This is a genomic window from Proteus sp. FME41 (assembly GCF_014897315.1).
Taxonomy (GTDB): Bacteria; Pseudomonadota; Gammaproteobacteria; order Enterobacterales; family Enterobacteriaceae; genus Proteus.
Window position 1 is genome coordinate 128,077 of record NZ_JABUYL010000009.1, and the last position, 13,190, is coordinate 141,266.

Below are 13,190 nucleotides of genomic sequence, written 5' to 3' on the forward strand. Positions count from 1 at the left end.
AGTTGATTTAAATATGATGATTAATAAAGGCAATATCGAAAAAAGTTAATTTTGATTGTTTGTAATATAATATTAAGTGATCTAAATTTGTTTAATTTATCTGTTAATTTGTGATTGTACGGTCAATCTATCTATTTTTATGGTATGAAATCATATTTTTGAGATGTTCTTCAAGTAATTATTTCTCTAGAAACTAGAGAATCTTTGCGTCTTTAATTTTTTGATCCTTAATAAATGTTATTAATTTAAATATAACTGAAGGTACAGAATGAACAAAGAAATAGCTTTACGTCAACATCACAAAATGAATAAAAAAAACATAATAAATAAAAATATATTTCAACTTTCTCTTGTTGCCTCCGCACTTCTTTTTTCTGGGTATTCCGTTGCGTATTCAGAAGCAGGGCAATTAGGTGATGTGAAAAGTTGGGAAAGCCAAGAGTACCAAAAAGACTGGGGACTGGCTGCGATGAATGCCTCTAGTGCCTATGCACTTGGTTTTCATGGGCAAGGTGCCAAAATTGGTGTGATGGACTCTGGTGCATTATTATCTCACTCTGAATTAAATAGCCCGCGTTTTCATGCCGTTAAGGCTAAAGGTGAGTATGGCACAACGGGCATGCGCTACCCTCAAGAAATGGGGGGGAATTATGAGAAAGGGCAAGCCTTTGATGTTGATGGAGGCTGGATTAAAGGCGTAAATGACACTCACGGTACTCACGTAACAGGTACTGTGGGAGCAAACCGTGATGGCAATGGTATGCACGGTGTTGCATGGGGTGCTGATGTTTATTTAGGAAATACTGGCGCAACAGACAGCAATAACTACGGCCCTTATCAAGATTACACTTATTTTTATACTGGCTGGAAAGCCATGGTCGATGCAGGGGCACAGGTGATTAATAATAGTTGGGGGACAAACCCTCGTATTATTAATGCAGATAAAACGGTAGGCCCTGATGGCGGTAATACAACAGTTCATATGCCAGTAGATACTACGGCACAAACAGAATACGAATATTTCTACTTTAAAACAGTGTATGGCGATAAACCGTCCTTCGTTGATGCCGCTTATGATGCAGTAAAAGGCACTAATGTTGTCCAAGTCTTTACAACGGGTAACCGCGACTTTGCTCAACCGTATTATCGTCCTCTCTATCCTTATTTTAATCCTGAAGCAGAAAAACATTGGATCGCCGTTGCGGGTTTGAAACAGAATGCCGATGAGTCTGGTTATGAGCTGATTAAAGTTTTTAATGAAGCGGGTAATGCGAAATGGTGGACAGTCGTTGCTCCAGGATGGGGGGTTTATTCATCTATTGTTAATGATGATGGCAGTGCTGATTGGGCTTCATTTAGTGGTACATCAATGGCGGCACCTCACGTGACGGGGGCTATGGGTGTATTAATGTCTCGTTATGAGTCAATGAACGCGATGCAAGTGCGTGATGTCATGTTTACAACGGCTAACCATCGTAATCCAAATGGCGATTTGTATGATAGCTGGACAGCGGCTGAAGGTACGCCAGATGTACGTTATGGTTGGGGGACTCCTGATTTAGATAAAGGAATGTATGGCCCAGGTCAATTCTTAGGTAAATTTGAATATAACCTAAGCATGACCCCACTTGATGTTTGGACAAATGATATTTCACAAACGGCATTAGATCTACGTGAACAAGAAGATTTGGCATGGCTGAAGGATTACAAAGAGAAGGGGATTGCGGCTGGTGGTGATTATAATCTAGGTACTGATTTTGTTATCAATGATGGTAATCCAGATCCAACTTCTCATATTGTTAGCAAAGAAGATGCTGAAAAATGGCGTAAAGAGTATTACCAAAAACGAGCAGATGCGATTCAAGCTAAAATTGATGCGGGTTTATATGATGGTACTTTAGTTAAAAAAGGCGAAGGTACATTAGTGATGACTGGTGATAATACGTATCGTGGTGGTACAACAGTCGAACAAGGTACCGTATATGGCTTTACAGAGTCATTTGGCACTGAAGCTGTTAATGTTAATGGCGGTAAATTAAGTGTTATTGACCGCTATAACGATACTTTTACCCAAAAAGGTCAATTAGTATCAAATGAAAATCACAAAGCAAATATTAATATTAATGATAAAGGCACGTACTTAGTGACGGTAGGGCATGATGTTAATGTCGGTGATATGGCCTTAAATAAAGGGGCGAATTTAGATGTTGGTGCTGATAATGAAGGCCAATTAAAAGATATCTACCTGAATAATACGGTCGCAACAGGAACGGTTAATGCGGACAATTTAGTGGATAATCGAGTTAAAACTAAAATGTTAGCGAATAACAATGTTACTTCAAACAGTGACTATGCATTATTTGATAAAAATGTTTCTGTCAAAGACAACACAATTACAGGGACATTAAGTAAGAAAGAAAATACTTCTTTAGCCACATTTGCGAATAATGAAAATGGCCGTTCTATTGCTAATACTTTAGATAGCACAGGTCGTGGCGATTTATTCAATGCGGTATTACCAATGAATGAAAGCGATCTGAATAAGACTTATGGATCCTTGGGCAGTGATATGTACCTTAACGCTAACAGTGCAAGCGTAGTGAATGTGTTAGGCTTAACTCGCACAGTGAAAGATCAAGCAATGGGTATTGGTCAAGGCCGTTATGCTAAATTGGATAATAGCAATGCACGTATTTGGATGACAGGTATTGGTCAATGGGGTAATGCTGATTATGGTCATAGCAATATGGATGTTGATTTCTATGTCGGCTTATTAGGTGCAGAAATTGATGTGACCGAAAATACCAAAGCAGGCCTCTTCTTTGGTGCGGGTTCAACCAAATATAAAGGGAATGAACACGGTAAAATAGACAGTAACGATATTCATATTGGTGCTTATGGTGTGTCTAATCTGTTTAATGTGGCTTCATTAAACTACGGTTTCACACATACTAACCAAGATAGAGAGGCAAAAAGAACACTTTGGGTAGGACAAAATGCAGGTTATAACTCTACTAGTTATGATGCAAAAATTACTCAAATTTTCTTAGAAGGTGCTTACACTCAATTTAATACTAATCAGTACTCTATTGAGCCTTATGCTGGGTTTAGCTGGTTGCGTGTATCAACGGATGATATTAATGAAAATGTCGGTAATATGAAATTTACCACTAAGACGGATTCACAAGATATTCAAGTCGGCACCATTGGTTTACGTGGTGGATATCCATTTATGGCAGGCAACGTTAATATGGCATTAAAAGGCGATATTTCTGCCAGTCATCTATTTGGTGATAACCGTCCTGAATCACGCCTTTTCTTATCAAACTCGGGTGATGCAACATTACGTGGTGGCAAACTGGATAATCTATTTGGTGTTGGTTTAGGTGTTGATGCACAATTAAGTAAATCAACCACTTTCGGATTGTCTTACCAAGGCCAATATAATAGTGATGTCAGTTCAAGTGGTATTAATGCAACACTGAAAATTAACTTCTAAATTTCACTTGTTATTTCTTTATATTAAAAGTCCTTAGTGATAGGGACTTTTTTTTGTATTTATTTTCATTATTTTGAATTATAAATTTAATTACTTTAAAGTGGAGATGAATAATGGTTTTAAAATTAATTAACGGTGTTTCATCTAATGTGTATATTGAAAATAAAATAACTGTTGAGTTTGATGCAGTGAAAAATAGGCTTAATAAAATAGAGAACACGCATCTTTCTTTATTTCTGCCCACTAAAAATAGAGGTCTAGTTTATAAAGTAATTGAAAAAATAAAATCTATTTTTAATGTAGAAAAGAAAATAGGCGCTATTAATACAGTGGGTAAGTTTAAAAATGCTATAATTTTAACTGATGATATACGTGAAAAAAAAGTAAAGGATTTTGATAAAATAACGGTTACAAAAAAACAATTACATGATTTTATTATTGATTATCATAGTAATGATAAATCAATATCATTTAATTGGTTTGTTGAGCAATATGTTAAAACTAAAGGCGATTTATTGTTAGTTACAAAGGTAGCGTATTTTTTAGAAAGTGATAAATATAAATTTAACCCATTGAAATTAATTGCTAATTCTGTTTGTTTATCAAGTTTTCCATCTTTATTCAATTTAATAATTACAGAAACAAACAATAAAATTAAAAAAGAAATTTTATTTGATATTATTGATGATTATTTTAATGAAAACAAAGCTAGTTTCGAATCTAATGAAGAAGTAAAACGGTTAGACTTTTATTTTGAAAATAGTTATCTCATTGAATGGTCAGATGAATTAAAAAATGCATTTAAAAATATAGTGGGAAATATGATCAATAGAAATATCGATCTTGACTCTTTTCTTAATGGGATTGTTGATTTTAAACTTATTGATGTGGAAAAATATTTTAATCATTATGGAACGGCTGAAAATTATGTAAAAACATTGAGTAACACAATACAAAAATATATATTGGATTACCCAAGAAAAGAAGAATGTAATAAAATTATAAATTATATTATTAATAATAAAGAGAGTGTTAATGTCTTCTTTGAGTCGTATTTACATAAAATTGATGATGATTTATTTATGGGAATAAATAAAGAACAGTATTTAATTAGAGTTGGGCAAATTTTAGATTTTTTTAATACATATAACGAGAACAGTGAAAAATAAAGCACCTTGATAGGTGCTTTACTTCAAGTGTGTAATTAACTCAATGCCACTTTAATACCTAAACCAATCAGTACGACACCTAACACTTTATCAATACTTTTTTGGACTCTATTAAGCACTTTTCTTACTGGTGCACTTTGGATTAACAAAACCAGTGAAGGCCAGTAAATAATGGCTAAAGCCCAAATAATAAAAGCATACCAAAGTTTTTCGCCAATACTTGAATCGACACTTAGCACTTGTGTGAAAACAGCAAGAAAGAAGAGTGTGGCTTTGGGATTCAATAAATTACATAAAAATCCCTGCATAAAGGCTTTCTTAAAGCTGATTTGTGAATGTGTACCTGCTTTTTCATCAATCGTATGATTAGATTTTGAACGTAAGCTTTGAAATCCTACCCACAATAAATACGCGGCACCCGCATATTTTAAAATGGAAAAAAGCCAAGGTGTTGTGGTGATAAGAACAGCAATACCTGCAACACAATAAGACATATGGACAAGTAAAGCCGCTACAATTCCCATTGCTGTCATCATTGCAGCAGATCGTTGATAACGTGCCGCATTTTTTACAACGAGAAAAAAGTCGGGGCCTGGTGAAATCATACCAAGTAAAGCAATTGTAAAAACAACTAAAGAAGTTTCAAGCATAATAGCGCCCTGTATATAACAATATTATAATGATTGAATCTTATATGATTAAGTTAACACTTCGAGTATAAAGCAATTATTTATTATCAAGGAAGCATAATTTGTATCGACTCAGGTTTTAGCTTTACGTATAGTGTGAACAGTTTTTTTCCCCATCTTTACCCGTAGGTGTGTAAATGAATATTAGTTTAATCGCAGCATTAGCGATGGATCGCATTATTGGTATGGAAAAGGCAATGCCTTGGACATTACCAGGTGACCTCGCATGGTTTAAAAAAAATACGTTAAATAAACCCGTTATTATGGGTAGGGTGACTTATGAGTCTATTGGGCGTCCTTTACCGAATCGTCTCAATATTGTTTTAAGTAGCCAACCAGGAACAGATAGCGATGTTGTTTGGGTTAAATCTGTAGAAGAAGCATTACAAGCAGCTGAAAATCATGAAGAAATTATGATTATTGGCGGTGGTAAAGTCTATGAGCAATTTCTTCCTATGGCAAATTTACTCTATCTGACACACATTGATGCTGAAGTGATTGGTGATACAACATTCCCTGATTATGAGCCTGATGAGTGGGATTCTACCTTTATGGAATACCACGAAGCAGATGAAAATAACTCACATAACTACTGCTTCGAAATATTGAAAAGAAGAAAATAACAAGAATTAAATAAAAGGGGAGATTAAATATCTCCCTTTTTATTATTTCTATTTTATAAATATAAGAATAATTAAAAATAAGATTTATAATTCTAATTAAGTAGTTATTTTTATAAAATGTATTATTTCAAAACAAACATTATTTATATTTTAATAAACTCACTTTATAAGAATAATATATGAGTTATTAATCAATATAGAGATTTTTTATTCTCAGTATCATGATTTTCTCCGCTTATTTCATATCACGAAAAAATAACATATTGATTATTAATGATTATTTTTTATTTTATTTTGGAGTGTTCGTTTTTAAAGATAAAACGTTCTCTTTAGTATAAAAAAGTATCATTTAAGTAAAATCAGCATAGCGCAAAAATACAGTATCTCTTTTTTGCGCTTGAAATGGTGCTAATGAAGGGGATTATTTAGGTGCAGAGAGGCTAGATTGCGTAAAGTATTGCTTGTCTTCCCAGCGTAGGCAAGTAAGGTTTCCTCCCCAACAACACCCTGTATCAAGGGCATAAATATTATCGGGTGTTCCTTTACCTTCAAGAGAAGCCCAATGACCAAAAATAGTACTATAACCTTCAGGAAGCTGACTTGGTAAGTCGAACCAAGGTTTTAATGGCGCAGGGGCTTCTAAAGGCTTATCTTTGCAAATCATATCAAGTTGACCATTAGGGAAGCAGTAGCGCATTCGCGTTAATGCATTGGTGCTAAAGCGTAATCGTGCTAAACCAGAAAGCGCGGGTGACCAATTATTTGGCAGATCGCCATACATTGAATTAATAAATAATGGGTAACTATCACTACTTAATATAGCTTCTACTTCACGGGCACACATTTTAGCGGTTTCTAAATCCCATTGTGGCGTAATACCCGCATGAGCCATGATAATTTTCTTTTCTTCGTCAACCTGTAAGACGGGCTGGCGTCTTAACCAATTAATTAATTCATCTGCATCTGGCGCATTGAGTAATTCATTAAGCTTATCTCTTGGTTTGTTACGGCTAATTTTTGCAAATACACCTAAAAGATGAAGGTCATGATTACCCAAAACAAGTTTCAGTGAAGAGCCTAGGTTTTTAACAAAGCGCAGTACTTCAAGTGAGTCTGGGCCTCGTGCAACGAGATCACCCGTTAACCATAGAGTATCTTGTTGTGGATCGAAACTCACTTTATCAAGAAGATGGCGTAATTCATGATAACAGCCATGAATATCACCAATTAAATAAGTTGCCATAATTAGTTTATCAATGTCGGAATTGCAAGGCGGAAAACTGGGATCTCTATTTGAAATAACCGACCCTCAGTATCTATCATTTCATAATGACCTTCCATCGTTCCCATCGGGGTTTCAAGAACTGCGCCACTGGTATAACGATAGTGTGTACCGGGTTCAATAAGGGGCTGTTCACCAACAACACCTTCACCTCGAACCTCAGTCGTATTGCCTTGAGCATTGGTGATTATCCAGTAGCGGCGCAGGAGGCGAATTGCACATTTATTCAAATTATGAATTGATACAGTATAAGCAAAAACATAACGTTCATCTTCGGGGGAAGACTGACTCTCAATGTAAACACTCTGTACCTGTATCGCCACTTTTGATGAGGTGAACATATTGCCTCCTGTCTCTGGTTTTATCTTAAGCTTGTGTCTCTTGCTTTTGTGATAACCAGTTTGCCACTTTACAGTATTGCTCAACAGAAATATTTTCTGCACGAGCAGTAGGATCAATACCAAGCGAAATCATATCTTCCGCAGTAAGTAATCCACCTAAGCTATTACGCAGGGTTTTGCGACGTTGATTGAATGCTTGTGAGGTGATACGGCTTAGCATTGCAATATCCGTTACAGGGTACGGCTTTTCTTTATAAGGAATTAAGCGAACAACCGCTGAATCTACTTTTGGTGCGGGTTTAAATGAAGTTGGTGGAACTTCAAGTACAGGGATGATTTGGCAATAGTATTGCGCCATCACACTTAAACGGCCATAAGTTTTGCTACCATGACCTGCTACTAGGCGATTAACAACCTCTTTTTGCAACATAAATGTCATGTCAGAAATTGCGTCAGCAAAACTGAACAAATGGAACATAAGCGGGGTGGAAATATTATAAGGTAAGTTACCAAAGACACGCAGAGGCTGCTGACGTTCTTTTGCTAATTGTGCAAAATCAATCGTCATTGCATCTTGCTGAATAATGGTCAGCTTGTCTTTTAATGTAGGGTGAACGGCTAAACGTGCTGCTAAATCGCGGTCGATTTCGACAACTGTCATTTTATCCATTCTTGCGCCAACAGGTTCTGTGATAGCGCCTAAACCGGGGCCAATTTCTACAATGGCCTCACCGTGTTGTGGATAAATAGATTCAACAATACTTTCAATAATATAGCTGTCTGTTAAAAAATTCTGCCCGAAGCGTTTGCGGGCAAAGTGACCCTGATGGACTCTATTATTCATTACAATTTTGTATCATATTAATGGCTAAATTTAATGCGGTGCAAAAACTGCCAGCATCTGCGCTTTTTGTACCTGCAAGCTCAAGGGCGGTGCCATGATCAACAGAGGTACGAATAAAAGGAAGACCGAGTGTTATATTCACTGCACGACCGAAACCTTCATATTTTAGCACAGGTAATCCCTGATCGTGATACATCGCTAATACAGCATCAGCATGCGTTAAATATTTAGGCTGAAATAAAGTATCAGCAGGATAAGGCCCATGAAGATGAATACCTTGCTGACGTAATTGTGTTAATGCGGGCTCAATAATATCGATTTCTTCACGTCCCATATGACCGCTTTCCCCAGCATGAGGATTCAGCCCACAAACATAAATTTGAGGTGACGCTATACCAAATTTGGTTTTTAAATCATGATTTAAAATGGTGATAATTTCATGTAAGAGCTCACCAGTAATAGCATCAGCGACCTCTCTTAAAGGTAAATGCGTCGTGGCTAATGCGACTCTTAATGTGTCTGTTGCCAGCATCATCACAACGCGTTCACAATGACTACGATCGGCAAAAAATTCTGTGTGTCCTGTAAAATGAACACCTGCATCATTAATAATGCCTTTATGAACTGGCCCAGTCACAAGTGCTGAAAATTCACCATTAAGACAGCCATCGCAAGCACGAGCTAATGTTTCTACAACATATAACCCATTGCGAGCATCTAATGTACTTGGGGTGACATTAGTATGAAGCGCGATAGGGAGAACACAAATTTGGCTGGGCGTATGTGACAGCGGAGGCGATGTCGGATCGTATTCAACAAGTGAAAGAGGCAGATTTAATTGTTCTGCTCTTATTTTAAGTAATTGAGGATCAGCACAAACAACCCAAGGTAAATCCCAACTCATTTGTGCTAATGAGATAATAAGATCAGGACCCACCCCGGCAGGTTCACCGGGGGTAATCACAAGAGGTTTTATTTGCTTAGTTTGCATTATTCTCGTTCATTATTTTTACATAAGCCCCTACACGTAGCTCTTGCATCCAGTTTTGAACTTCTTCATTAAACTTACGATTAAAGAGTAAACGGTATGCTTGTTCTTTGTTAGCGGCATCGGTTTTATCAACACTGCGAGTGTCTTCTAATTCAATTAAATGCCAGCCAAAGTTTGAACGAACAGGTTGGCTTAATTCATTTTTATTTAAGCGCATTAACGCATCACGGAATGCTGGATCGTAAACGTCAGGCATTGACCATCCTAACTCACCGCCACGCAATGCTGAACCTGGATCTTCAGAGAACTCTTTTGCTGCGTCAGCAAAGCTCATTTTACCACTACGAATGTCGGCAGAAATCTGCTGTAGTTTGGCATACGCTTGTTCATCGTTCATGATAGGCGAGCTTTTTAGCAGAATATGGCGGCTTTTTACTTCAGTGACAGAAAGGGTATTTGAACCACCACGAATATCGTTCACTTTGATAATGTGCAAGCCTACACCAGAGTGAAGAGGGCCTACAATTTGACCTTTTTGGGCATTCGCTAACTCTTTCGCAAACAGTGAAGGTAACTCATCGATAGATGCCCATCCCATATTACCGCCGTTTAATGCTTGTGGATCGGCAGAATAAGTTGCAGCTAATTTACCAAAGTCAGCACCATTTTTGAGTTGATTCATAATACGAGCAATGACTTGCTTCGCTTTTTCTATCTCTGCAGGTGCTGGATTTTCTGATAAAGGAATTAAGATGTGGCTAAGATTGAGGTCAATACTTTGGCTTGCTTGGTTTTCAATTTGCTTCGCTAAAGAATCAACTTCTTGAGGTAAAATAGTGACGCGGCGACGTACTTCATTATTACGTACTTCAGCTAGCATCATTTCTTTACGAATATCTTGGCGATAATCGTTGTAAGAAATGCCATCTGCAGCAAGGCGTTTTTTTAGTTGATCAAGTGAAACTTTATTTTCTGCTGCAATCCCTTGAATAGTGGACTCTACTGCAACTTCTGGAATATCAATTTGCATTTGTTGTGCCATTTGCAAAATGATGTTATCCATAACCAAACGCTCTAGAATTTGTTGGCGAAGAACTTGCTCATCAGGCATTTCCTGACCTGCATTTTTTGCGTTCATTTTGACTGTCTGTAGCATTCTATTGACGTCACTTTCTAGAACGACACCGTTATTGACGATAGCCGATACACGGTTTAATTCTTGTGCTGCAAACGTTGTTGAGCTGGTAGCTGCACCGACCGTGATCATTAAGCCGATAAACAGCGTTTTCCAATTTTTCATAAGTTTCCCATTATGTGTTTTCCGCATCTTGTTGCGGGATGACATATTTATTCAGCCAATTCCGTAGTCTGATTAAATCAGAATGCTCTTTGATAAGGTAAGATACCGCGTTCAAGCATTTTCTGGCTACCCAAACTATGATTGTTACTTAGGCCTCTGAGTTCCACATTGATTGACCATTTATTATCAATATCGCTGTGGTCAACTTTCCAGCCAACAATTTTTCGTTCATAACCCACATTCACAGCCCAGCAACAGGTGTTGTATTGTAGACCAACCATTTGGCTAACTGGTTCGGATTCTTTGGTATCAAAATAATAAGCACCGACAAGACCCCAACGTTCTGCCAATGGCCAACTGCCTACGACACCCACTTGCGAAATACCTTTTTGATATTCAGGAAGTTGATTAATACCTCCGTCATAAGGGCGAACCCGTGTTGCTTGGATATAATCGCGGTCAACATAACGATAGCTCAACTGTAGAAGATGATCGCTATCTGCGCGATATTCCATAATGGCATCGCCCATAGAGACGCTACCTAAGCGACGGTCATATTGTAAACCACCCCGCATACCGACGGTATCAGTGATCCGCCAATAAGCATCACCTGCCCATACCATGGAACCCGTTTCATCTTTACTGTTGATAATTTCATTAGATGAACCTGTCTTAGGGCGTTCAAAGAAGTAGATTTGACCTACAGAAACGTTAAAACGTTCAACTAATTCGCTATCATAAAAACGCGAAGTGACACCCGTGGTTAATTGGTTTGCAGAAGCAATACGATCTAGACCACCATACATTCTATCGCGGAACAGCCCACCATAGTTTGACTGCAATAACGCAGAGTCAAAGTTATTGATATTGGATTGATCTTTATAAGGAACATAGAGGTACTGCACACGAGGCTCAAGAGTTTGTGTAATATCATTTGTTTGATATTGACGCTCAAAAACGACTTTCATATCAGACTTAAACTGTGGCAATACACGATTAACACTGTCGTCTAATTTTTGATTAGCGCTCTTTTGTTTATACGCATCAGGAATATCTTGATCGTAATGGGTTGCCATCACTTTCAATTCATTATTAAAGCTTGCCCAACCCGTTGATGCAGGTAAAGAAATGGTAGGCTCAATATGGAAACGATTTGCTTCTGGCGTATTATCGCCTACGCTGGTAAAACGAACAAATTGAGCGTATGTCCTGAAATCAAATGGCCCTATATCATTCTTATAATAATTGAGATCAAGCTGTGGCTCTGCACGATAAGCTCTCGCATCTTTATTATCAGAGAAAATTTGGAACTGTTTAGTGGTTAATGTGGCATTCCAATTTTGTTGTGCATAACCTGTACTGAATTTTTGAGTGGCGTAGCCATCCGTGGTATTACCGTATTGAGAGGTAAAATCTGTGAAGTATTTATTGTCACTGACTTTGGTGTAATCGACGTTAAAACGCCACACATTGCTCATTACACCACTATGACCCCAGTAGAATAACCAACGTGTTGCCGTATCACGCGGAAGATAGCCCGCTTTATTTTCTTCTTTATCTTTGTTGTATTGGCTATCGTGATTAATCCAATCGACGGCGATAGTACCGCGTCCTGGTGTGGTTAAATAACGAAATTCATTATCTAATTTTAAACCACGGCGGCTGATATAGTTTGTGGTGATGGTTGCATCATAATTAGGGGCAATGTTCCAGTAATAAGGTAATAAAAAGTCAAAACCAGAACTACGAGAATAGCTCCCGTTAGGAATTAAGAAACCGGAACGACGTTTATCACCGATTGGTAATTGTAGGTAAGGGCTATAGAAAATAGGCACATTGGCAACACGGAAACGTGCATTCCAGATTTCAGCAACTTGTTCTTCGCGGTCTAAAATAACCTCAGAGCCAACAACACTCCAACTATCATCACCGGGTAAACAGGAAGTGAACATCCCTTTGTCCATAATGGTATAACGGTTCTCACCACGCAGTTGCATTTTATCTGCGTAACCACGGCCTTGACGGCCAACCATTTGGTAATCACCTTGTTCGATATCCGTATCTTTATTATTAAGATTAGACCAAGCACGAGGGCCTTTTAAGATGATTTGAGGATCATCATAAGAGACATTACCTGTTGCTGTGACCATTCTTAATGGTGTTTCTCCTTCAGTCTGTGTCAATTCAACACTGTCTGCACTTAGGGTTTGGTTTCCCTGTTTAATATCAACATCACCTTTATATTTAACCATGCGAGGATATTCACCTTGCATGTCATTTGCAGTGATAGTGACGGGCAAACTATTAGGATCACCTTGTACTAACGGTTTGTTATAAACAGGAACCCCCAATAAACATTGGGAGGCAAGATCAGCGTAAGCGGGCTGACCGTATATTGTGGCCCAAACCAAGGTGGCCAGCAGTGTGGGATAACTTTTTTTCATAAGTATTT

Annotated in this window: 10 protein-coding genes; 3 read left to right on the forward strand and 7 right to left on the reverse strand. The window is 37.7% G+C overall.

Features of this window, described 5'->3' with window-relative positions; all coding sequences use genetic code 11:
• Positions 1-268 precede the first annotated feature (268 nt).
• Complete coding sequence (pta, locus tag INT04_RS10300) at positions 269-3,499, forward strand: autotransporter Pta (RefSeq protein ID WP_193016049.1); 3,231 nt, start codon at positions 269-271, stop codon at positions 3,497-3,499.
• 113 nt (positions 3,500-3,612) lie between these two features.
• Positions 3,613-4,668 (forward strand): hypothetical protein, encoded by a 1,056-nt coding sequence (locus INT04_RS10305; RefSeq protein ID WP_193016050.1) that lies wholly within the window; start codon positions 3,613-3,615, stop codon positions 4,666-4,668.
• A gap of 35 nt (positions 4,669-4,703) precedes the next feature.
• On the opposite strand, the gene INT04_RS10310 is transcribed toward INT04_RS10305, so the two are convergent.
• Positions 4,704-5,318, reverse strand: coding sequence for a LysE family translocator (locus INT04_RS10310; RefSeq protein ID WP_193016051.1), 615 nt, complete (start codon positions 5,316-5,318; stop codon positions 4,704-4,706).
• 176 nt (positions 5,319-5,494) lie between these two features.
• On the opposite strand from INT04_RS10310, the gene folA reads away from it, so the two are divergent.
• Positions 5,495-5,980 (forward strand): type 3 dihydrofolate reductase, encoded by a 486-nt coding sequence (folA, locus tag INT04_RS10315; RefSeq protein WP_193016052.1) that lies wholly within the window; start codon positions 5,495-5,497, stop codon positions 5,978-5,980.
• 421 nt (positions 5,981-6,401) lie between these two features.
• Here folA and apaH read toward each other — a convergent pair whose 3' ends face one another.
• From apaH to lptD, 6 genes are read right to left on the reverse strand one after another with little or no spacing between them, the layout of a single operon-like run.
• Positions 6,402-7,223 (reverse strand): bis(5'-nucleosyl)-tetraphosphatase (symmetrical) ApaH, encoded by an 822-nt coding sequence (apaH, locus tag INT04_RS10320; RefSeq protein WP_193016053.1) that lies wholly within the window; start codon positions 7,221-7,223, stop codon positions 6,402-6,404.
• A gap of 2 nt (positions 7,224-7,225) precedes the next feature.
• Positions 7,226-7,603 (reverse strand): Co2+/Mg2+ efflux protein ApaG, encoded by a 378-nt coding sequence (apaG, locus tag INT04_RS10325; protein WP_193016054.1) that lies wholly within the window; start codon positions 7,601-7,603, stop codon positions 7,226-7,228.
• Between the two features lie 25 nt (positions 7,604-7,628).
• Positions 7,629-8,447, reverse strand: a complete 819-nt coding sequence (gene rsmA, locus INT04_RS10330; RefSeq protein ID WP_193016055.1) for a 16S rRNA (adenine(1518)-N(6)/adenine(1519)-N(6))-dimethyltransferase RsmA — start codon at positions 8,445-8,447, stop codon at positions 7,629-7,631.
• Entirely contained in the window at positions 8,440-9,438 is a 999-nt protein-coding gene (gene pdxA / locus INT04_RS10335; RefSeq protein ID WP_193016056.1) for a 4-hydroxythreonine-4-phosphate dehydrogenase PdxA, read from the reverse strand. The genes rsmA and pdxA overlap by 8 nt, the downstream gene beginning before the upstream one ends.
• On the reverse strand, positions 9,428-10,765 hold the full coding sequence (gene surA / locus INT04_RS10340) for a peptidylprolyl isomerase SurA (RefSeq protein ID WP_193016086.1): 1,338 nt from the start codon (positions 10,763-10,765) through the stop codon (positions 9,428-9,430). Before surA ends, pdxA begins: the two co-directional genes overlap by 11 nt.
• 50 nt (positions 10,766-10,815) lie before the next feature.
• Positions 10,816-13,182: an LPS assembly protein LptD gene (gene lptD, locus INT04_RS10345; RefSeq protein WP_193016057.1), complete on the reverse strand. Its 2,367-nt coding sequence runs from the start codon at positions 13,180-13,182 to the stop codon at positions 10,816-10,818.
• Positions 13,183-13,190 lie beyond the last annotated feature (8 nt).